The sequence below is a fragment of the Bacillus sp. Cr_A10 genome, from assembly GCF_029222665.1.
Taxonomy (GTDB): Bacteria; Bacillota; Bacilli; order Bacillales_A; family Planococcaceae; genus Psychrobacillus.
The window spans coordinates 20,460-39,597 of record NZ_JARHXR010000002.1 but is presented as its reverse complement, the minus strand read 5'-3'; the positions used below and the strand labels follow the sequence as shown (position 1 = coordinate 39,597).

Annotated in this window: 26 protein-coding genes and 1 pseudogene; 15 read left to right on the top strand and 12 right to left on the bottom strand. The window is 35.9% G+C overall.

The window, feature by feature from the left end; all coding sequences use genetic code 11:
• Positions 1-29 precede the first annotated feature (29 nt).
• Together lipA and P2Q73_RS00945 are read left to right on the top strand one after the other, a co-directional pair.
• On the top strand, positions 30-965 hold the full coding sequence (lipA, locus tag P2Q73_RS00950) for a lipoyl synthase (protein ID WP_053588500.1): 936 nt from the start codon (positions 30-32) through the stop codon (positions 963-965).
• A 14-nt stretch (positions 966-979) separates the two neighbouring features.
• The gene (locus P2Q73_RS00945) at positions 980-1,324 is read left to right on the top strand and encodes a YutD family protein (protein ID WP_053592054.1); all 345 of its coding nucleotides are present in this window, start codon (positions 980-982) and stop codon (positions 1,322-1,324) included.
• Positions 1,325-1,344: 20 nt separating this feature from the next.
• On the opposite strand, the gene P2Q73_RS00940 is transcribed toward P2Q73_RS00945, so the two are convergent.
• Entirely contained in the window at positions 1,345-1,611 is a 267-nt protein-coding gene (locus tag P2Q73_RS00940; protein ID WP_053588501.1) for a DUF3055 domain-containing protein, read from the bottom strand.
• An 85-nt stretch (positions 1,612-1,696) separates the two neighbouring features.
• Here P2Q73_RS00940 and P2Q73_RS00935 point away from each other — a divergent pair, with 85 nt between their 5' ends.
• Positions 1,697-2,158 carry a DUF86 domain-containing protein gene (locus P2Q73_RS00935; RefSeq protein ID WP_053588502.1) on the top strand — a complete coding sequence of 154 codons (462 nt, stop codon included), beginning with the start codon at positions 1,697-1,699 and terminating at the stop codon, positions 2,156-2,158.
• Positions 2,145-2,909, top strand: a complete 765-nt coding sequence (locus tag P2Q73_RS00930) for a TIGR01457 family HAD-type hydrolase (protein WP_053588503.1) — start codon at positions 2,145-2,147, stop codon at positions 2,907-2,909. The genes P2Q73_RS00935 and P2Q73_RS00930 overlap by 14 nt, the downstream gene beginning before the upstream one ends.
• A 29-nt stretch (positions 2,910-2,938) precedes the next feature.
• Here P2Q73_RS00930 and P2Q73_RS00925 read toward each other — a convergent pair whose 3' ends face one another.
• Complete coding sequence (locus tag P2Q73_RS00925) at positions 2,939-3,175, bottom strand: YuzB family protein (protein ID WP_056832774.1); 237 nt, start codon at positions 3,173-3,175, stop codon at positions 2,939-2,941.
• Positions 3,176-3,301: 126 nt separating this feature from the next.
• On the opposite strand from P2Q73_RS00925, the gene P2Q73_RS00920 reads away from it, so the two are divergent.
• Both P2Q73_RS00920 and P2Q73_RS00915 read left to right on the top strand, forming a co-directional pair.
• Positions 3,302-4,369 carry an NAD(P)/FAD-dependent oxidoreductase gene (locus P2Q73_RS00920; protein WP_275782912.1) on the top strand — a complete coding sequence of 356 codons (1,068 nt, stop codon included), beginning with the start codon at positions 3,302-3,304 and terminating at the stop codon, positions 4,367-4,369.
• A gap of 50 nt (positions 4,370-4,419) precedes the next feature.
• Entirely contained in the window at positions 4,420-4,878 is a 459-nt protein-coding gene (locus tag P2Q73_RS00915) for a DUF4279 domain-containing protein (protein WP_275782910.1), read from the top strand.
• Between the two features lie 121 nt (positions 4,879-4,999).
• On the opposite strand, the gene P2Q73_RS00910 is transcribed toward P2Q73_RS00915, so the two are convergent.
• Positions 5,000-5,332, bottom strand: a complete 333-nt coding sequence (locus tag P2Q73_RS00910) for a YuzD family protein (protein WP_275782908.1) — start codon at positions 5,330-5,332, stop codon at positions 5,000-5,002.
• A gap of 98 nt (positions 5,333-5,430) precedes the next feature.
• Between P2Q73_RS00910 and P2Q73_RS00905 the strand changes: the two are divergent.
• Positions 5,431-5,649: pseudogene (locus tag P2Q73_RS00905) on the top strand (NifU family protein); the annotation flags it as partial.
• Between the two features lie 22 nt (positions 5,650-5,671).
• Here P2Q73_RS00905 and P2Q73_RS00900 read toward each other — a convergent pair.
• Positions 5,672-6,367 (bottom strand): DUF2225 domain-containing protein, encoded by a 696-nt coding sequence (locus P2Q73_RS00900; RefSeq protein WP_275782906.1) that lies wholly within the window; start codon positions 6,365-6,367, stop codon positions 5,672-5,674.
• Positions 6,368-6,548: 181 nt separating this feature from the next.
• Between P2Q73_RS00900 and P2Q73_RS00895 the strand changes: the two genes are divergently transcribed.
• The 5 genes from P2Q73_RS00895 (at position 6,549) to P2Q73_RS00875 (ending at position 9,924) form a co-directional block, all read left to right on the top strand.
• Entirely contained in the window at positions 6,549-6,911 is a 363-nt protein-coding gene (locus P2Q73_RS00895) for a HesB/IscA family protein (RefSeq protein ID WP_053588510.1), read from the top strand.
• A 586-nt stretch (positions 6,912-7,497) separates the two neighbouring features.
• Positions 7,498-8,709 (top strand): NAD(P)/FAD-dependent oxidoreductase, encoded by a 1,212-nt coding sequence (locus P2Q73_RS00890; RefSeq protein ID WP_053588511.1) that lies wholly within the window; start codon positions 7,498-7,500, stop codon positions 8,707-8,709.
• A 72-nt stretch (positions 8,710-8,781) separates the two neighbouring features.
• Complete coding sequence (locus P2Q73_RS00885; RefSeq protein WP_053588512.1) at positions 8,782-9,273, top strand: NUDIX domain-containing protein; 492 nt, start codon at positions 8,782-8,784, stop codon at positions 9,271-9,273.
• Positions 9,274-9,374: 101 nt separating this feature from the next.
• A complete protein-coding gene (locus P2Q73_RS00880) occupies positions 9,375-9,500 on the top strand; it encodes a YuiA family protein (protein WP_172794406.1) in 126 nt (41 codons plus the stop codon).
• Positions 9,501-9,597: 97 nt separating this feature from the next.
• On the top strand, positions 9,598-9,924 hold the full coding sequence (locus P2Q73_RS00875; RefSeq protein WP_053588513.1) for a YuiB family protein: 327 nt from the start codon (positions 9,598-9,600) through the stop codon (positions 9,922-9,924).
• A 286-nt stretch (positions 9,925-10,210) separates the two neighbouring features.
• Here the strand turns inward: P2Q73_RS00875 and P2Q73_RS00870 are convergent, their stop codons facing one another.
• Positions 10,211-10,687 (bottom strand): divergent PAP2 family protein, encoded by a 477-nt coding sequence (locus P2Q73_RS00870; protein WP_056832781.1) that lies wholly within the window; start codon positions 10,685-10,687, stop codon positions 10,211-10,213.
• Between the two features lie 121 nt (positions 10,688-10,808).
• Between P2Q73_RS00870 and P2Q73_RS00865 the strand changes: the two genes are divergently transcribed.
• Both P2Q73_RS00865 and P2Q73_RS00860 read left to right on the top strand, forming a co-directional pair.
• Complete coding sequence (locus P2Q73_RS00865) at positions 10,809-12,311, top strand: leucyl aminopeptidase (protein ID WP_275782899.1); 1,503 nt, start codon at positions 10,809-10,811, stop codon at positions 12,309-12,311.
• A 59-nt stretch (positions 12,312-12,370) separates the two neighbouring features.
• Complete coding sequence (locus P2Q73_RS00860) at positions 12,371-12,577, top strand: hypothetical protein (protein WP_053588516.1); 207 nt, start codon at positions 12,371-12,373, stop codon at positions 12,575-12,577.
• 59 nt (positions 12,578-12,636) lie between these two features.
• On the opposite strand, the gene mnhG is transcribed toward P2Q73_RS00860, so the two are convergent.
• The 7 genes from mnhG to P2Q73_RS00825 are packed head-to-tail and all read right to left on the bottom strand — an operon-like array spanning position 12,637 to position 18,403.
• Positions 12,637-12,996: a monovalent cation/H(+) antiporter subunit G gene (gene mnhG / locus P2Q73_RS00855; RefSeq protein ID WP_275782896.1), complete on the bottom strand. Its 360-nt coding sequence runs from the start codon at positions 12,994-12,996 to the stop codon at positions 12,637-12,639.
• On the bottom strand, positions 12,980-13,261 hold the full coding sequence (locus P2Q73_RS00850; RefSeq protein ID WP_053588518.1) for a Na(+)/H(+) antiporter subunit F1: 282 nt from the start codon (positions 13,259-13,261) through the stop codon (positions 12,980-12,982). Before P2Q73_RS00850 ends, mnhG begins: the two co-directional genes overlap by 17 nt.
• Positions 13,258-13,737, bottom strand: a complete 480-nt coding sequence (locus tag P2Q73_RS00845) for a Na+/H+ antiporter subunit E (RefSeq protein WP_053588519.1) — start codon at positions 13,735-13,737, stop codon at positions 13,258-13,260. The genes P2Q73_RS00850 and P2Q73_RS00845 overlap by 4 nt, the downstream gene beginning before the upstream one ends.
• Positions 13,737-15,170, bottom strand: a complete 1,434-nt coding sequence (locus P2Q73_RS00840; protein WP_481747127.1) for a Na+/H+ antiporter subunit D — start codon at positions 15,168-15,170, stop codon at positions 13,737-13,739. Before P2Q73_RS00840 ends, P2Q73_RS00845 begins: the two co-directional genes overlap by 1 nt.
• A 49-nt stretch (positions 15,171-15,219) precedes the next feature.
• Positions 15,220-15,561, bottom strand: coding sequence for a Na(+)/H(+) antiporter subunit C (locus P2Q73_RS00835; RefSeq protein ID WP_053588521.1), 342 nt, complete (start codon positions 15,559-15,561; stop codon positions 15,220-15,222).
• Complete coding sequence (locus tag P2Q73_RS00830; protein ID WP_053588522.1) at positions 15,561-15,983, bottom strand: Na(+)/H(+) antiporter subunit B; 423 nt, start codon at positions 15,981-15,983, stop codon at positions 15,561-15,563. Before P2Q73_RS00830 ends, P2Q73_RS00835 begins: the two co-directional genes overlap by 1 nt.
• Positions 15,980-18,403, bottom strand: a complete 2,424-nt coding sequence (locus tag P2Q73_RS00825; protein WP_275782887.1) for a Na+/H+ antiporter subunit A — start codon at positions 18,401-18,403, stop codon at positions 15,980-15,982. The genes P2Q73_RS00830 and P2Q73_RS00825 overlap by 4 nt, the downstream gene beginning before the upstream one ends.
• A 160-nt stretch (positions 18,404-18,563) precedes the next feature.
• Here P2Q73_RS00825 and P2Q73_RS00820 point away from each other — a divergent pair, with 160 nt between their 5' ends.
• On the top strand, positions 18,564-19,124 hold the full coding sequence (locus P2Q73_RS00820) for a DUF5366 family protein (RefSeq protein WP_053588524.1): 561 nt from the start codon (positions 18,564-18,566) through the stop codon (positions 19,122-19,124).
• Positions 19,125-19,138: the final 14 nt, after the last annotated feature.

Below are 19,138 nucleotides of genomic sequence, written 5' to 3'. Positions count from 1 at the left end.
GTTAGTTTAAAGAATGGGGTCGATATGAAGTGACATCGTGTAAACCAACGAAATCAGAGCATCAACGCAAACCAGATTGGTTAAAGATAAAGTTAAATACAAATGAGGACTATAAAGGTCTTAAAAAGTTAATGCGTGAAAATAATTTACATACAGTTTGTGAAGAAGCAAGATGCCCAAATATTCATGAATGTTGGGGATCACGGAGAACAGCTACTTTTATGATTCTTGGAGCAGTTTGTACTCGTGCTTGCCGTTTTTGTGCAGTCAAAACAGGTCTTCCAAATGAGCTAGATTTAGCAGAACCTGAACGTGTAGCTGATTCGGTAGTTATTATGAACTTAAAGCATGTTGTTGTTACAGCTGTTGCCCGTGATGACTTAAAAGATGGTGGTTCAGAAGTTTTTGCAGAAACTATTCGTGCGATTCGTCGGAAAAATCCATTTACAACTATTGAAGTGTTACCTTCTGATATGGGTGGGATTGAGCAAAACATTCGTAATATTATGGATGCGAAACCAGATATTTTAAACCATAATATTGAAACGGTACGCCGCTTAACTCCAAGAGTTCGTGCAAGAGCAAAATATGACCGTTCACTTGAACTGTTGCGCCGCGCTAAAGAAATGCAACCGAATATACCTACTAAGTCTTCTTTAATGTTAGGATTAGGAGAAACACATGAAGAGATTTTAGAAGTTATGGATGACCTACGTGCAAATAACGTAGACATTATGACAATCGGTCAATACTTGCAACCAACGAAAAAACATTTACCAGTACAAAAGTATTATTCACCAGCTGAATTTGGTGAACTTCGCAAAATAGCAATGAGTAAAGGATTCTCTCACTGTGAAGCTGGTCCACTTGTAAGAAGTAGTTATCATGCGGATGAGCAAGTAAATGCTGCAGCAAAACAAAGACAAGCACAAGGTGAGGAACTACTAGCTACTCAAAATAGCTAATGGATGGTGATCAAATGATTATTGCAGAAGGATATACGTATGAAGTCATAGAAGATTACCGAGAAGCTTTTAAGGAAGAAGCTTTTTTAGAAAGATATAGTGAAATATTGTCCAAATATGACTTTATAATGGGTGACTGGGGCTATGGTCAGCTTCGTTTAAAGGGCTTTTTTGAAGATAGAAACCATAAAGCTACATTTGATACAAAAATAAGTACAATGAAAGACTATTTATATGAGTATTGTAACTTTGGTTGTGCCTATTTTTTAGTAAAGAAAACTGGAGTGGCACCTAAAGTAGTACCGGTTGTTGAAACAGTTGAACAGATACAAGAAAACCTTGAGCAAGATCATCAATGATGATCTAGACTCAAGGTTTTTTAGTTGAGTAATTCACTCAAGTAATCTCTTAATTCTTTAGCTTCTTCTTCTGTTCTATTAAATACGTGTTCTAGATATCCTGGTTCTTCCAAATCGTCTGGTCCAAGTATTGCAGCTCTTCCGTATTGGATATCCATCACAAGAACTTTACCAAAAAAACGAGAGCTTTGTAGGACAGCCAAGTCATAGCGTTGTGATTCGCCTGTGAATCCTACAAATCTTGTTTTAGTATCTTCCACATCATCATATAAGAAAAACCGTTCCATCTTGTGACACTCCTTCCTACCTCTCAATTATGGTACTATAGAATAGAAGACAATATCAACTGAACAAAAACTAGGAGGCATTTCGATGTATTTTGTGGATCGAAAAAAAATCGCAACTACTTTAACTCACATGAAAACTTTACTTGATTTATTGGAAACTAAAACAGATTGGAACAATGACCAAATCTCAAAATTGGCTCTTGAACGTGTAGGTCATAATATTATTGAGTCTATTATTGATGTGGGCAATTCAATGATCGATGGGTTCATTATGCGAGACCCAGGTGGTTATGATGATATTATTGATATTTTGACGGATGAAAAAGTTATAACAGCAGAAATGGATGCTCCTTTAAAAGAGGTTATCGAATTTAGAAAAGTACTTGTCCGTGATTTTCACTCAGTCAATGATACACAATTATATAAAGTTCTCTTATCAAACATTACTTATTTGAAGGAATTTCCAGTGAAAGTAGAAAACTACTTAGTGAATGAACTTGGCCCAGTTTCTGCATTTTTACCGGAGGATTCCAATGTCCAATTATAAGGCATACTGTTTAGATTTAGATGGCACAGTTTATAGAGGAGAAACGCCGATTATAGAGGCAGTTGAGTTCATTCACTATTTACAAGGAAAAGGTATAGAACCTTTTTTTGTGACGAATAACTCATCCATGACTCAAAAACAATTACAGCAAAAGCTTGCAAAGATGGATATTCACACGGAAACGGATCATATTGTCTCTTCATCAATTGCTGCTGCTAATTATATAGAAGAACATTTTCCAGGAAAATCTGTTTTTATGATAGGAGAAAGTGGCTTACAAGATGCACTAGAGTCTAAACAAATTATGCGAACAGATGATTTAGCAGAAGTTGTTGTGATGGGAATCGATCGACAAATCAATTACGAGAAGTTTGCAATTGCTTGTCTTTCAGTTCGTGCAGGAGCTGCTTTCTTATCAACGAATAGTGATCACGCATTTCCTAGCGAAAGGGGTTTTCTTCCTGGGAATGGTGCTTTTACTAAATTGGTGGAATACTCCACTGGGGTGGATGCTTTGTTTATGGGAAAACCACAGCCATTTATGCTAGAGTATATTCAAAAACAATTTGGGTATAAAAAAGAAGAAATGGTTATGATTGGTGACAATTATCTTACAGATGTTTTAACAGGCATTAATATGGGTATTCATACAGTGCATGTAAATAGTGGTGTAAACAGTACGGAAGAAGTACGACAAAAAATTGCTCAACCAACGTATTTTTTAGAATCATTATGTGAATGGATAATATAAAAAAAGACTGCGATATTGCTCGCAGTCTTTTAAAATAAAGGATTTTCCTCAATGTATTTATATATGTTTGTAACAAGTTCACTTGGAGTGTCTGCTTCGACAACGTCGCCGTTGACAATAGCGAAAAAAGTTTCAGAGCACAATGAGCAATAGCTTAAACAACCATAATCTAATACATCTAAATTCGGATCTTGTTCTAAAATATCATAAGCTTCTTGTGAACCATTTGCAAGGTTGCTTATGCAAAATTCAACCATTGGATTCATAGCTGTCACCTCACTACTTCGTCATGCTACTCTTTTTTTATTCATTCGTCAATGTAGAAGTCTTATTGTGAAATCCATCACAATCATTTATAATTTGAAGTGACATTTAGAGATGAGGGATATAATATGCGAAAGTTAGTATTGTTAGGTGGAGGATATGGTAATATGCGTATTTTACTTCGTTTATTGCCAAATAACTTACCAGATGATGTAGAAATCACATTAATTGACCGAACGCCATTTCATAGTTTAAAGACTGAGTTTTATGCGTTAGCAGCTGGTACAGCTTCTGATCATGAAATTCGAGTAGCATTTCCGGAAAGCGGAAAGTTAACGATAAAGTATGGAGAAGTTTTAGAAATTGATGTAGATAGTAAACAAGTTTTATTAGAAGATGGGCAAGCTGTCGGATACGACGATCTAGTTATAGGTCTAGGGTGTGAAGATAAGTATCATAGTGTACCTGGTGCAGATGAATTTACTTATAGCATTCAGACAATCGGGCGTTCTCGTGATACATACAACAAACTAGGTGGACTTCCTTCAGGTTCAGTAGTTGGGATTGTTGGTGCGGGACTTAGCGGTATTGAGCTTGCAAGTGAACTTCGTGAAAGTCGTCCAGATTTGAGGATCAAACTTTTTGATCGTAGTGAACGTGTATTAAGAGATTTTCCGGAACGATTAAGTAAATACGTGAAAAAATGGTTTGATACTAACGATGTAGAAGTTGTAAGCAACTCAAATATTACAAAGGTAGAGCCAAATAAATTATACAATCATCAAGAAGTTATTCCTGTAGACGTTGTAGTATGGACTGCAGGAATTCAACCTGCTGCACCGGTACGTGCATTACCAGGCGAAAAAGACAAATCGGGTCGTGTCATTTTAACACAGTATCATGATTTACCAAGCTACGAAAATGTATTTGTCGTAGGGGACTGTGCTTCACTTCCTTTTGCACCAAGTGCGCAACTTGCGGAAGAACAAGCAGAACAGATTGTAAAAGTATTGCAAGCACGTTGGAAGGGACAAGCTCTTCCAGAGAACATGCCTGAAATTAAGCTTAAAGGCTTTATGGGCTCTCTTGGTAAAAAACAGGGATTTGCTTACTTAGCAGATATTTCTGTAACAGGTCGTATCGCAAGACTAATGAAATCAGGATTGCTTTGGATGTATAAGCGACACAATGGATAATAGCTTCTCGAAACCTCTGTACTAAAATACTTGGTAAAGTGAGCGATATAATGGAAAAGGTATTATATGTAGGATTTTGGATCTGTTCTCTCATTGATTGTCACCCAAAGGGACATTTTAACCCGAAGGATGTAACTAAGCTATTAGATGTAATACCTACTCATTATCAAGCATTTGAACCAGAGTACAGAGGAAATCCTAGAGAACTTATTCCAGGAACATCTCTCCGTGCATCATGGATTTATCAAATAGGTGGGAAATATAGTTCAAGTCCATATCTATTTTTTGAACAACTTATCGATCAAATATTAAAAGTAGTGCTTACGGATACAAATTTAAATAAAATCAATGAGCTAAAGAAACAATACAATTTTACATGTGAGTTACACATGCATCATTTTACCGATTCTGAATTGATCAATTCATTAATAGTTCCGGAAGAAATAATTATAGCTCTAGCAGAAGTAAAAGGACATATGGCTTTACACCACCATAAAAACCCGCTATAGAATATGGTGCATATCACTACAAGAGAATATTTGAACTTTAAAAAGCTTCGAAGCGTTGGTAGTATCAACACTTCGAAGCTTTAAAATTTATGAGTTGGTGAATCGATCTATAAATCTATTGCTATTCTTTTTCACTAACATAGCCATACTTCTCAAGGGCTGCATATACTGGTTTTAATTGAATATATCCTTCACCAATGATTTCTTCATTGAGCATAACAAGAGGGTAGAAAAATTCGTCATCAGCAATTCTATTAGCAATGGTTTGATGTTTTTCATTCTCAATTGGCTTTTCAATATCGATATAAGTGAATGTTACTTGGTGATTTGGAAATTTTCTATCGATTGCAGCTTGTAGCCATTCGTATGTATCCTTAGAGGATGGTGCATTTACGCAACTTGCACATATTATATCAGCACCGAAGATTTCTATGTTAATTGCTTGAGTTGTCATATGAACAGTTCTCCTTCGAATTCTTTATTGGATTTTTTTCTTACTTCACATTATAATGATTATAGCGAAAGGAGTCGATAGATATGACAGATACAATAAATGAACAAGTACAAGAAGTTTTAGATAAATTACGCCCATTTTTACTTCGTGATGGGGGAGACTGTGAGCTTGTAGACGTTGAAGACGGTATTGTTAAACTACGCCTTTTAGGAGCTTGCGGAAGCTGCCCAAGTTCAACGATTACATTAAAAGCAGGTATTGAACGTGCACTATTGGAAGAAGTTCCAGGTGTAGTAGAAGTAGAACAAGTATTTTAATAAGACATGTTAAAAAGAAGCCTTACTTCAAGGCTTCTTTTTCTTTGTTCTCACGTATTTCTTGCCAGCGTTCTTTTGCCATTTCAATTACTTTTGGTTCGATAGATGTACTTTGTTTTTCAATCACTTTTGAAAAATATCGTGTAGCATATTCGATATCACCAATTCTTCGAGATAATTCTGCTATTAAATAGAGCACACGAGTTTCTGACATTTGTGTGCCATTATAATCATCGTTTGAATATGAATCGGCATATCGATCACGTGCTATCTTCAGGAAACGCTGCTCTTGCTCATGATTTTGTAGAAGACGGTATAACCAAGCAGTTCTAAGTGCCAAACCTGCTATATTAATAAATTTTTCTTTTTTTAAGGTACCGCAGTGTATTCCAAGTTTATATGCCATGATTCCTTCTGTCAAAGTTCTTTCCTCTCCAAAAGAGTGGGGAACCCATTTATTAGCAACCTCTGTTTGAATAATTTCTTTTACTCCAGGGGCAAAGTATTTTGTATAATCTTCTGTAAAAGAAAAACCACAATGCTCACAAACAAAAATATTATAGAGGAGTGGATTCACTTCCTTATTTTGATAAATAGGTTGAAAGTCCGTTTCATGACTTTCTACTTTAATAAATTTTGAGCGTACTTTTGTAGATTTAAATTTCTTTTTGCAGTGTAAACATTCTATATCTTTTTGATAATACGGAGTAATTTCCATGATGTTTCCTCTTTTCGCTCATGACTTAAGTAGTTCTATTATACTGCATTTATTGGCTTGTTGAATAGTTCTATTATACTTTATTTGCTTACGAAATGCGATGTAATTCTTCAAGCGGTTTTCCTTGTCTAGATAGTAAAAACATTGATATGATAGAGAATAGGAAGGAAAGGTGATTCAGATGGCAGAAGTAGTAATATTATCTGAAGCGGCAGCTTACCGCGTAAAGGAAATGATGAAGCATAACGGAGAAGAAGGATCTTTGCTTCGTATTGCAGTTAATGGTGGTGGATGTAGCGGTCTTTCTTACGGAATGGGTTTTGAAAAGGATAAAACGGAAGAAGATATAGAGCTACATCAGCATGGTATTGATATTGTTGTCTCACCAGAAGATGCTTCTATCTTAAATGGTACTTCAATAGATTATAAAGAATCACTAATGGGTGGTGGGTTTACCATCGAAAACCCGAATGCTATCGCATCTTGTGGATGTGGTTCGTCGTTTAGAACTGCTAAAAAAGAAGGAACACCTGAGAACTGTTAATTTAAGCAGGGAGCATTTTCTTACAGGAGAAAATGCTCTCAGATAGAAGACAATAGGCAGTTGATTAATTGCTCTCATTCTTATTTTGATTTTTTGATATGATTTTCTATTAACTCAAGATGATCTTTCTTTTATTGGTTTGGAAAAGCGTCCGCTCGACTCCTGCGGGAAAAGCGAGACAGGCGAGACCCTGCAGAAGCGTCTTAGAGGAAGGCAATCTAAGTTCGCCGCGTCCTGCGGCAACGATTGCATGACCAACATCCTGTTGCCCCAAGCGGCTCGGCGCTCGCCCGCGGAAAGCGAGCGGTAAGCTTAGGAAAAACTGCTATCCAATATATAAATAAATTCGAGTCTGTCTAAAGTTTCGGAGCATTTTCTTACAGGAGAAAATGCTCTTTTTTAAATGTTAATTTTCAGTAAATTCTCAAATTTACAATAAGGTAACAATGTATTGAAATAGTGTGCTAAAAGGTCTAATATAGGAATTAAGAGTTTTTTTGTCGGAAACTAGACAAAAGTAAAGAATTTCTTGATGTATAATCAGAAGTATCTTATAAAAAATATATTAAAGGTGGTTGCGATCTTCGTGAAAAGACCAACAATTCTAGTATTAGGTGCAGGTTATGGTGGATTATCTACTGTAGTTAACCTTCAGAAATTAGTAGGTACAGATGAAGCAGATATTATACTTGTAAATAAAAATGATTACCATTATGAGTCAACATGGTTACATGAAGCTTCTGCTGGTACTCTTCGTCCAGATCAAGTTCGTTATGATGTAAAGGATGTTATCAACTCAAGCAAAGTAAACTTTGTAAAAGCTACAGTTGATGGTATTGACGTTAATTCGAAAAAAGTTACAACTAGCGCTGGTGAGTATACATATGATTACTTAGTAATCGGTTTAGGCTTTGAAGGAGAAACTTTCGGAATTCCTGGCTTAGATAAGTATGCTCTTTCCATTGCCAATGTAAATGCTGCTCGCCAAATTCGTGATCACATTGAATATCAGTTTGCTACATGGTCAACAGAAGAAGTGCATGATGATACACGCTTAACGATTGTTGTAGGTGGAGCTGGATTCTCTGGAATCGAATTTTTAGGTGAATTAGGAAATCGTATTCCTGAACTTTGTAAAGAATATGATGTACCAAAAGAAAAAGTCCGCGTAGTTTGTGTTGAAGCTGCTCCAATGGTACTTCCAGGATTTGATCCTGAATTAGTAGAATATGCAGTAAGACAATTAGAGGCAAAAGGAATTGAATTCTCTATTGGTACACCAGTCGTAGAAGCAACTCCTGAAGGCGTTAAGATTAAAAAAGGCGAAGAAGAATTTGAATTCATCAAAGCTGGTACTGTTGTATGGGCTGCTGGAGTTCGAGGAAATCGCTTAATCGAATCATCAGGAATTGAAAACATGCGCGCACGCGTAAAAGTAGAGAAAGATATGCGTGCTCCTGGTTTCCCAGATGTATTTATAGTTGGGGACTGTGCTCTTCTTATCAATGAAGAGATTAACCGTCCATACCCACCAACAGCACAAATTGCAATGCAACAAGCTGTTACTATCGCGAAAAATATTGTATCGCTTATCAAAGGGAATGATACAGAAGAGTTCGTTCCAGCTCTTAAAGGAACAGTATGTTCACTTGGTGAGCACGACGCAATTGGTGATGTAATGGGTAGAAAACTAACTGGTACAAAAGCTTCTATTATGAAAAAAGTAATTGATAACCGCGCACTATACATGATCGGTGGAATTCCACTTGTAATGAAAAAAGGTAAATTTACTTTATAATATCATTTGATTTCGATGAGCTCTCACTGTATGTATAATTACAGTGAGAGCTTTTTTAAAGGAGATTTTTTTATGGCAAGAGAGGATAGAGGAAATATTTGGTTGGGTGTTGCAGGTATAGTAGTTAATGATAAAGGGGAATGGTTAGTTGTAAAGAAAAGATATGGAGGTCTTCATGGTCGATGGTCTTTTCCTGCGGGTTTTGTAAACAAAGATGAAACAGTAGATGAAGCTGTTCGAAGAGAGGTGAAAGAAGAAACTGGTGTAGATTGTACTGTTCGGAAGATGGTTGGCTTTAGAAGTGGTGTTATTCATCATAAAATAAGCGATAATATGGCCATTTTTTTATTGATACCGAATGAGAAAGAACCGATTTTACAGGCTCAGCTTTCTGAACTATATGAAGTAAAGTGGATTCATCCAAATGAATTAGTAGTAGATAAAGACGCATCCGTGATGATTCATGAGCTAGCATCAAAAAAAGTAGAAGATGGGTTTAATACCATTGAAGGGATTAATCCTGGTGATGTATTTGGTTATAGTAGCTACAAGCTATTTTTTTAGTAGCTATTGTCCAAAAAAATATTTGTTTTTATTTACAACATATTAGTTATATGGTATATTATCTGAATATTAAGAATAGATAATGTTAGGAGGCGATTCAAATGAAGAAATTTAAAAAAGAAGGAAATTCCAACCATTGTCCATACTGTAAGGGAGAAGGCTATTTTCAATTGAGACTAGGTGGTTCTGAAACCTGCGGGCGTTGTAATGGATCGGGAAAAAAATGAATGAAATTTATGACAAATGAGTGAATACGCAGATGTACATTGAATACTAGCCTCCGTTAAGGTAAACTATTTAGAGATACTACGGAGGTAATAGATTATGCAAGATTTTATGCTAGTACAAATGATACTCTCGGTTCTTATATTTTTTGTCATGTTTTTCGGAATCGCCTTTTTAGTAAACATGCTATTACGAATGACTTGGTTTGTGGCATTTTTATATCCACTTGTTGTTGTATTCATTATTGATGAAGTAGGATTTTTTGATTACTTTACAAAAGCAGGAGAAGCGTTTTCTGCGTTGGGAAATAAAATAATCTCACTCCATACAGCAGATATTATTATTTTATCTAGTGGTTTAGCGGGAGCAATTGCTGCAGGTTTTGTTATTAAATATCTTCGAAAAAATGGATATCAAATGTTTTAATTGGAGGATGACCTGTAAAATAGGTCATCCTTTATATTTTGCTTAGAGACCTGTCTCTTTCATATTTAATAGACCCTGCGGAGTTTCAGAAGTAGCGAGCAGCAGCTCAGCAAATACGGTTTTTTCAAGTTCAAATATTAATACTGTCCTCTTTTACATCTTCATATATCTACAATGAAGATTAATGTAACCACAAATAAAAAACCACTATCGTATCCAACGATAGTGGTTGCTTTTTGCTCTTCTTGTGTAGAACTTGTTTACGTTTATGAATATCCATCTTTAATTATTCAAAGGTGTTGTAAATGAAAATCGAGATCAATATACCAGTAAGTGCACCCATGAAAACTTCCATTGGTTTGTGTCCTAAAAGGGTTTTTAATTCGATTATTTTCTCTTCATTCTTCTTATTTGCCCATCCCTTTGTTTGCTCAACAAATAACTGGAAATCCACTCTCATTTGATTGATCATTATTGCTTGTTGTCCTGCTTGAAAACGAACGCCAGTTGCATCAAACATAACGATAACAGCAAATACTGTGGAGACTGCAAATATTGGAGAATCTAGCCCCGTTTCATAAGCAATTGCAGTGCAAAGGGAAGTTACAGCAGCTGAGTGAGAACTAGGCATTCCACCGGTAGAAGTAAATAACTTCCAATCTATTTTCTTTGTTATTAAAAAATGTATTGGAATTTTAACAAATTGAGCAAAGAAAATGGAAAAAAGTGCAGCCAATAATGGAGTGTTCTGGAGGATTGCCAAAGTAGACACCGCCTTTCTTCTAAACATTAAGTAAGACTAGTATAACACATTCAAACAATTCGAAAAATGTAAGTACTTCCTATATAATAAAAATGTATCCGAATTATTAGGAGGAAAAATAATGATCATTAGTACGAACGCTGTTTTATTTGAGGAAGTTCAATCAGAAACCTTAGTAGTAGCAGTTTCCAAGAATGTAGAAAATATAAGCAATTGGAGCGACTTTTTAGAGAGCTTCGGCTCACATATTACGGACTGGATCAAAAGTGGAGACATATCTTCTGAGCTTAAAAAAGTTGTAAAAGTTCCTGTTGCAGGCAAAGACGGTGTCAAAAGAATTCTATTTGTTGGAATTGGAGATCGTAAGCAGCTAACTCAAGACAAACTTCGTCAAGTCTTTGGACTTGTTGGTAAGGAGCTTTTATCGAGTAAGCCAGAATCATTAGCAATTTGGATACCTTCTTTCGCAAATGAATCGATTTTAGATGCGGATATTGCATACTTGGCAGCAGAGGGAATTGGAATGGGTTCTTTTACATTTGAAGGATATAAAACAACCACAAATGTACCAGATTATTATTTGCCAGCTATTGAGCTTTTAACGCAGGAAGAGTCGGATGAAGTTGTATCATACTTTGAAATAGGTTCTATTTATGCGGATGCTGTTAATGAGGCGAGAATATTAGTGAATACTCCTGGTAATGTTCTTACTTCTACTCAGTTAGGCGAATATGCAAGAGAACTTGGCAATACATATGACTTTGAAACAGAGATCTTAGGTAAAAAAGAAATAGAAGAGCTTGGCATGGGTGCACTTCTCGCAGTCAACCAAGGTTCTGTAGAAGAGCCTCGATTAATTGTATTGAAATATCAAGCTACTGAAGAATGGGAAGATGTAGTTGCTTTAGTTGGTAAGGGAATTACATTTGATACTGGTGGTTATTCGATAAAAACAAAAACAGGTATTGTTGGAATGAAAGGCGACATGGGTGGTGCTGCTGCAGTACTAGGAGCTATGCAAATAATAGGAGAGCTTCGTCCAAATAAGAACGTTATTGCTGTTATTGCTTCTACAGATAATATGATTTCTGGCAATGCGTTCAAACCAGATGATGTGATCACGTCCATGAGTGGTAAAACAATTGAAATTTTAAATACAGATGCTGAAGGTCGATTAGTTTTAGCAGATGCAGTAACCTATGCAAAACAACAAGGTGCAAATTATATTGTAGATGTGGCGACATTAACAGGTGGAGTAATTACAGCACTTGGGTACGATAAGACAGGTGCACTTACAAATGATGAAGCGTTTTTTGAAACGTTTATGGAATCCTCTATTGAAACAGGTGAATTTACATGGAGATTACCATTAACTGAAAATGATAAAAAACGAATTCGTAAGAGCGATGTAGCAGACTTAAATAATTCACCAGGTGGAGATGGCCATATGATTTTTGGTGGTGGATTTGTAGGAGAGTTTGTAGAGGATACACCATGGATTCATTTAGATATCGCTGGTACTTCCGATACAAAGTCTGCACATGATCTAGGTCCAAAAGGTGGGACTGGTGTAATGGTTCGTACACTTGCTACATTAATTGAGAGAATGGCGGAGGAAGAATAGGCAAAGCACTCAGCCAGGAAAACCCCAAACGCATACACTGAGATGAAAGGAGGAGCAGCATGGTAAGATTTCATCGAGGTGGTTTTGGGGGTCCATTTTTTGGTGGCTTTGGAGGTCCATTACTAGGAGGCTTTTTTGGAGGACTACTCGGTTCTTCGCTAGGTTATGGTTTTGGGGGGTATAGACAGCCTTATTATCCATATCCTTACTATCCATATCCATATTCATATCCGTATTATCCATATCCTTATTATGGTGGTTATTAATAAAAAAATAAGCTTTTGCAAACGCAAAGTATTGCGTATTGCAAAAGCTTTTCTTGTTTCTATTGATTTTCTCTTCTTTTCTTTACTACTTCTGCAAGATCATCACGTACTGATTTATCCCATAATTTTATCCCGGATAAATAAGCTGCTCTACCCATCATATGACCACCAACAGGACCTGTTATGAAAAGAAAGACTATTCCAAGTAGTATACGGGAGTTAAAATGACCCTCATTGAGCCAAAAGTGAAAGAACACACCAAGTAGAATGCTCATAACCCCTAGTGTCGCACTCTTAGAAGCCGCATGTGCACGTGAATAGGTGTCGGGAAGCCGTATTAAACCTATAGCAGTAACTAGTATAAAGATTGTTCCGAAAGATATGGTAGCGATAATTAGAATATTAGCTATTACGGTCACGTTGAATGATTACTCCCTTCTCCGTGAATTTTGAAAAAGCAACTGTACCTATGAATGAAAGGATTGCTAAGAGTAATATAACCTCTAAGAAAAAGCCAGTATCAAAAAGAATGGAAATAAGCCCTATCAATGAAATCAATCCAACTCCAATTGCATCTAATGCGATTACACGGTCTGGTGTAGTCGGCCCTTTCACTAGGCGATATAAAAAGCCTAAAAGCGATAGACTTATCAAGACAACAATAACCCATAGAAAGGTTGTCATGATCTGCTCACCTCCAATATTGCTTTTTCAAACGTATTTTGTATTGATTGGATTGCTTCATCTATATCCTCAAAGTCAAGTGAGTGAATATATAAGGTTTTATTGTCATCCGAAATATCAATTACAATTGTTCCTGGTGTTAGTGTAATGAGACTCGATAATAGTGTTATTTCCCAATCCTTTTCAAGAACAGTGGGCATCGCAAAGATTGCAGGTCGTATAGGCATCTTTGGTTTAATAATTAGCATTAAAACAGAAAAGTTAGATAGCGTTAACTCTTTAAGGAATAATAGAGTAAGTTTAATAACTGCCCAAACTTTGTCTAAATAGAATCTGGTACTAAATGATTTACGAACCATAAATAACATTAGCAAACCTAAAATATATCCTACGATAAATGTGGAAGGTTTAAATGACACAGATAAGAACATCCACGTTACTGCTATAAATACATTCAACAAAATTTGAAATGGCATTATTTCAACCCTCCAAACACAGCATCCGTATAGACGGAAGGATCTAGTAAAACTGTTGAGGCATCTGTCATAAACGGTACAAGGTATTCGGAACCAACACCATAAAATACTGTTATAGCAACTAAAGTAATCGCCGGAAACAATAACTGTCGGTATGTTTTTGGACTAATTGTATGTAATCCAACTTTATCTTCACCCCAGAATGCATAGATAAAGATTCGGATAGCAGAAAGTAAAACAATTAAGCTTGATGCAAGAATAAATATACTTTGCCAAATATATTCTCCTTCAAATCCACCTTGTACAACTAGAAGTTTGCCGATAAATCCACTTAATGGAGGGATACCTGCTAGACCAAATGCTGCTATCAAATAACTCCAGGCCAGTGCTGGATAGCGCTTCATAAGACCACCCATTTTTCTTAAATCGGATGTGCCTGTTATTTTAATAATAATCCCAATCAATAAAAACAAGGCACCTTTAATGAGGATGTCATGTATTAAATAAAATACGGAACCAAGCATTCCACTTTTGTTCATAATAGATGCACCAAACAAGATAACACCTACTGCAATGACAATATTATAAATAATGATTTGTTTCAAATCGAAATATGCTAGAGCGCCAACACATCCTGCAATGATCGTGATAATCGAAATGACCATGAGTAATTCATGTGTATATCCAATATCAGTTGTAAAGAACAATGTATAGGTACGCATGATAGCATATACGCCTACCTTTGTTAGTAGTGCTCCGAACAGCGCCAAGACGGGAACAGGTGGAGCAGCGTATGAACCAGGAAGCCAGAAGAATAATGGAAAGATAGCTCCTTTAATACCGAATACTATCAAAAATAGTACAGCTATTACTGTTACTATTCCTGATTGTCCTATCTCCGATAGTTTTATAGAAATGTCAGCCATATTAAGTGTTCCAACTACAGAGTACAAGTAACCAACAGTAATAACAAATAAAGAAGAGGAAACGATATTAACTAGTATGTACTTAATAGATTCTCTTAACTGAACTTTTTCCCCACCTAATACGATCAAGACATAGGAGGACATAAGCAATACTTCAAAGAAAACGAACATATTGAAAATATCTCCCGTTGTGAATGCACCATTCACACCTGTCAACATGAACATGATCGCTGGATAATAAAAAGCTTTTTCACGATCTTCACCAATGGAAGTGTAGCTATACCATACAACGAAAATAGCGATGAGTAGGGAAGACAGGACCAATAAAACCGATATCATATCAGAAACCATTGTGATTCCAAACGGAGGTGCCCAACTACCAAGCGTAACTGTTTGAACACCATCTGTTTTTACTTTTACTAATAGGACGATAGCTGAAGCTAGTGCCAATAAAAGTCCAATCATTACCGTAATTCGCTGTGCTTTGACTTTTTTCGGGAAAAACAACAAAATGGCTGCAAAAAGGAACGGGATGAGGACCGGAAATAATAATAAATTAATCATTGTCTTCTGTTCCTTTCATTAAATCCATATTGTCTGTACCTAGCTCTTTATAGGTTCGATAAGCTAATACTAAAGAAAATGCGGTAACACCAAAGCTAATAACGATAGCTGTAAGTATTAAAGCTTGGGGAAGTGGATCAACATAATCTGTTACCCCATCAGCTAAAACAGGAGCAGCTTTTCCATTTAACCCGCCCATTGTTATAAGTAAGAGATGTGTTCCATGACTTAGCAAGCCCGTTCCGATAATAATTCGGAGTAAGCTTCTAGAAAGTATTAAATAAATGGCTGCCATGAATAGAAAGCCGATTAAAATGGACATTAATATTTCCATTATTCATCTCCTCCTATCATTTGAATGATTGTCATCGTTACTCCGACTACAACTAAGTATACGCCTGTATCGAAAAACATTGCTGTATGGATCGACGTTTCACCAAGTAAAGGTAAATTAAAATAATCATAGGCATGTGTAAAAAATGGCACATTAAAGAATATAGAACCAGCGGCAGTTGCTAACGAAATTAATAAGCCGGTTGCAGTAAGAACCGTATAGTTTATCGGAAGCATCTCTTTTACTGTTTTCAAGTCGAAAGCTAATAATAATAAAACAATAGCACTAGACATCAACAATCCGCCGACAAATCCTCCACCAGGAGTATAATGTCCTGCAAAAAAGATATGAATGGAGAAGAGAAAAATAATGAAAAATACTACTTTCGTGGTCGTTTGAATAATTAAATCATTCGTTTTCAACTTTTTCTATCTCCTTTCTTTTTTGCTAGACGCAGTGTAATCATTCCTATAATTCCTAATGAAGCAATTGTTAACACACTTATTTCAAATAAAGTATCAAATCCACGGTAATCTACTAAAATAACGTTTACGATATTTCCGCCACCAGCTTCTGAGTAAACAGTTTCCTTATAATAATCTGCTATAGAAGGAATAAGCTTTTGTGAATGAGAAGAGATAGCGATCAATGTAACCATTACACCAACTCCAAGAGCAATAAGGAAGTTTCCAAGTCGGAAGCCTCTATCTTCTTTTCCTTTTTCATGCTTGTCCATTTTAGGCAAATGATAAAATGCCCCTAAAAATAATGCTACTGAAACTGTTTCAATTACTAATTGTGTTAAAGCAAGATCAGGAGCCTTAAAGATGATGTAGAATAAAGCAACCGTGTATCCTACTGCTCCAAGTGCAATTATCGCTGTAAGTCTTGATTTCGTAACCAAAATTGTAACAGTTCCAACGATTAATATAATTGAAATAAGTATCTCAAAGAAACGAATAGGTGCTAAGTTTTCAAAACTAATTACAAATGCATCCTTAAACCACATTGTACCAGCGAGTAATACGATGATCGCAGCAAACATAAAGACAAAATAAGAACGAAAAGAACCTGTCATATACATGGATGAAAAGCGATGAGCTCCTCCATCTGCAAGTCGCATTATTCCGTCATACATATTGTTTAAAGTGAATTTTGATGGCAACTTTTCGTAAACTGGAGTCCATTTTGGTAAGGTTTTATAGAATAAGAAACCTACTAAAAAGATACCAAGTGTCATGTATAAGGCAGGCGAGTTAAAACCATGCCAAGCTTTTATTGTAAAGGCTACTTCCGCAGGAACTTTGTATGCTAAAGGTTGAATAGCAGCTACCGCCGGTTTAATAAACGTAGTACCAATAAAATTTGGAACAAAGAAAATAACTATAACAAGAGTTGCTAGTATACCTGGTGAAACTAGCATTCCAATTGGAGCTTCGTGAGCTGCTTTAGGTAATTGTTCCGGTTTATGTTTCCCACGGAATGTATGAAAAACAAAATAAAGACTATAAACAAATGTAAATACACTAGCGATCCATGCGATAATTGGAATCAATATGCCCCAAGTATCGAATGCATACAGGTCGAAATGCTGTAACTCTAATGTAGCGTCCAAGAACATTTCCTTGCTTAAAAATCCATTAAAAGGTGGTACTCCTGCCATTGATAAGCTCCCGATTAATGCAATCGTAAAGCTGATTGGCATTAAACTCATGAGTCCACCAAGTTTTCGGATATCTCTTGTACCTGTTTCATGATCAATAATACCTGCAATCATGAATAAGCTACCTTTAAATGTAGCGTGATTAATTAGATGGAAGATCGCCGCAAAGGTTGCAAATGTAAATGTAGCAACTAAGTCACCCGTAACATGATAAGCGACAGAACCGATTCCAAGTAAAGACATGATTAGACCAAGTTGACTGACAGTTGAAAAAGCAAGAATCGCTTTTAGATCTGTTTGTTTGACAGCAAAGAAGGAACCCCATAATAATGTGATGATACCCACTCCGGTAACAAGCCATATCCATACTTCGGATAGAGCAAAGATCGGAGTAAATCTTGCTACCAAATATAATCCTGCTTTTACCATCGTAGCAGAATGCAGATACGCACTGACAGGTGTTGGTGCTTCCATTGCATCAGGTAACCAAATATAAAATGGGAACTGAGCTGACTTTGTAAATGCCCCAAGTAAAACGAGTACAAGTGCCCAAACAAATAGATCCTGACTAGCTAGAGCAGGTGCTTGTTCAATTAGCTCACGAATTGAAAATGTTTCTCCGATAATGCCAAGAATCAAGAAGCCTCCTAGCATCATTAATCCACCGAAAACAGTAATCATCATGGATTTAAGAGCACCAAATCGAGAACGATCTTTCGTATACCAATATCCAATAAGAAGAAAAGAAGATATGGACGTTAATTCCCAAAAGAAATACAAACTTATTAGATGATCTGACTGAACAACTCCGAGCATAGCAGTCATAAACATTAATAAATAAACGTAAAAATTGCCAAGCTTTTCTTTTTTCTTATTCATATAAAAGATGGAGTATAGAACAACAAGTGCCCCTATTCCTGTAATTAACAACGAAAAAAGCAAGCTTAATCCGTCTAAATAAGAGATAAAGGATATCTCGAGTGACGGTATCCAAGGGAGCTCCTCCATATAAGTGGATCCCTTCATAATAGAAGGTATGTAGGTTGCATAAAAACAAACAAGTGCAACGGGTACAAGTAATACAAACCAGCCGGTATGTATAGTAGGAACCCTTTTAAATAACAAAGGGATCACAAGTGCAACAATGACGGGTGCGAATATTGCAAAAACTAAGGACAAAGGAATCCTCCTTTCCAAGCTATGTATTTAAAATGCATCCCTAAAATTATAACGTAAAAGTATAGTAATTGCATTGATGAAAAATAGATATCTACTTGCAGAATATACCTTTTCTTCGATATGATACAAAAGTATGGATACTAGAATAAGAGGAGAAGCTATGAAGAACCCATATGTGTTTGGATTTTTACCACTCATCACTATTTTGTTATTTAGTTTATCTTTTTCTATTTTTACAATGAACAAAGCGATAGATCTTTTTAAAGTAATTGGTGTTTATAGTGGAATGAGAGAGTTTTTATCCGATTTGGAATTGAAACTGTTCTTAGTTATTATCCTAGCACTTATTTATTTTATGCTTTTTTCTGCACTTAAGTTGATTGCTGAAACAATACATGAGATTGGGATGTTGTTTTTCTCAAAAGATTTAGAAGGTAAGACTATTTCTCAAGCACGTGGTGGATACGTCATTTTTTTTATTGGATCATTTATTTCAGCAATCGGTTTTCAATCTCTTCAAATATTGCTCATCATTTTTTTAGCTACAGCTTTTGTTTATTTTGTATATGTCATTTTCAAATTAAGCAGTTCAATGAGCATGATGGGGACGGTAGGGTTAATAATGTTCGAGTTTATGGTATGGAGTCTATTTTTAACATTAGTCATCTATGTGACGATTAAACTTTATAATGGAATAGTGGCAAGTTTACCATTTTTATAATTGTCACAAAATCG

What these genes read in the sequence shown, in the direction of transcription:
- P2Q73_RS00945 (WP_053592054.1), top strand. Translation starts at nt 980, where the DNA reads ATGATTATTGCAGAAGGATATACGTATGAAGTCATAGAAGATTACCGA.
- P2Q73_RS00940 (WP_053588501.1), bottom strand. Translation starts at nt 1,611, where the DNA reads ATGGAACGGTTTTTCTTATATGATGATGTGGAAGATACTAAAACAAGA.
- P2Q73_RS00935 (WP_053588502.1), top strand. Translation starts at nt 1,697, where the DNA reads ATGTATTTTGTGGATCGAAAAAAAATCGCAACTACTTTAACTCACATG.
- P2Q73_RS00930 (WP_053588503.1), top strand. Translation starts at nt 2,145, where the DNA reads ATGTCCAATTATAAGGCATACTGTTTAGATTTAGATGGCACAGTTTAT.
- P2Q73_RS00925 (WP_056832774.1), bottom strand. Translation starts at nt 3,175, where the DNA reads ATGAATCCAATGGTTGAATTTTGCATAAGCAACCTTGCAAATGGTTCA.
- P2Q73_RS00920 (WP_275782912.1), top strand. Translation starts at nt 3,302, where the DNA reads ATGCGAAAGTTAGTATTGTTAGGTGGAGGATATGGTAATATGCGTATT.
- P2Q73_RS00915 (WP_275782910.1), top strand. Translation starts at nt 4,420, where the DNA reads ATGGAAAAGGTATTATATGTAGGATTTTGGATCTGTTCTCTCATTGAT.
- P2Q73_RS00910 (WP_275782908.1), bottom strand. Translation starts at nt 5,332, where the DNA reads ATGACAACTCAAGCAATTAACATAGAAATCTTCGGTGCTGATATAATA.
- P2Q73_RS00900 (WP_275782906.1), bottom strand. Translation starts at nt 6,367, where the DNA reads ATGGAAATTACTCCGTATTATCAAAAAGATATAGAATGTTTACACTGC.
- P2Q73_RS00895 (WP_053588510.1), top strand. Translation starts at nt 6,549, where the DNA reads ATGGCAGAAGTAGTAATATTATCTGAAGCGGCAGCTTACCGCGTAAAG.
- P2Q73_RS00885 (WP_053588512.1), top strand. Translation starts at nt 8,782, where the DNA reads ATGGCAAGAGAGGATAGAGGAAATATTTGGTTGGGTGTTGCAGGTATA.
- P2Q73_RS00880 (WP_172794406.1), top strand. Translation starts at nt 9,375, where the DNA reads ATGAAGAAATTTAAAAAAGAAGGAAATTCCAACCATTGTCCATACTGT.
- P2Q73_RS00875 (WP_053588513.1), top strand. Translation starts at nt 9,598, where the DNA reads ATGCAAGATTTTATGCTAGTACAAATGATACTCTCGGTTCTTATATTT.
- P2Q73_RS00865 (WP_275782899.1), top strand. Translation starts at nt 10,809, where the DNA reads ATGATCATTAGTACGAACGCTGTTTTATTTGAGGAAGTTCAATCAGAA.
- P2Q73_RS00860 (WP_053588516.1), top strand. Translation starts at nt 12,371, where the DNA reads ATGGTAAGATTTCATCGAGGTGGTTTTGGGGGTCCATTTTTTGGTGGC.
- P2Q73_RS00850 (WP_053588518.1), bottom strand. Translation starts at nt 13,261, where the DNA reads ATGACAACCTTTCTATGGGTTATTGTTGTCTTGATAAGTCTATCGCTT.
- P2Q73_RS00845 (WP_053588519.1), bottom strand. Translation starts at nt 13,737, where the DNA reads ATGCCATTTCAAATTTTGTTGAATGTATTTATAGCAGTAACGTGGATG.
- P2Q73_RS00835 (WP_053588521.1), bottom strand. Translation starts at nt 15,561, where the DNA reads ATGGAAATATTAATGTCCATTTTAATCGGCTTTCTATTCATGGCAGCC.
- P2Q73_RS00820 (WP_053588524.1), top strand. Translation starts at nt 18,564, where the DNA reads ATGAAGAACCCATATGTGTTTGGATTTTTACCACTCATCACTATTTTG.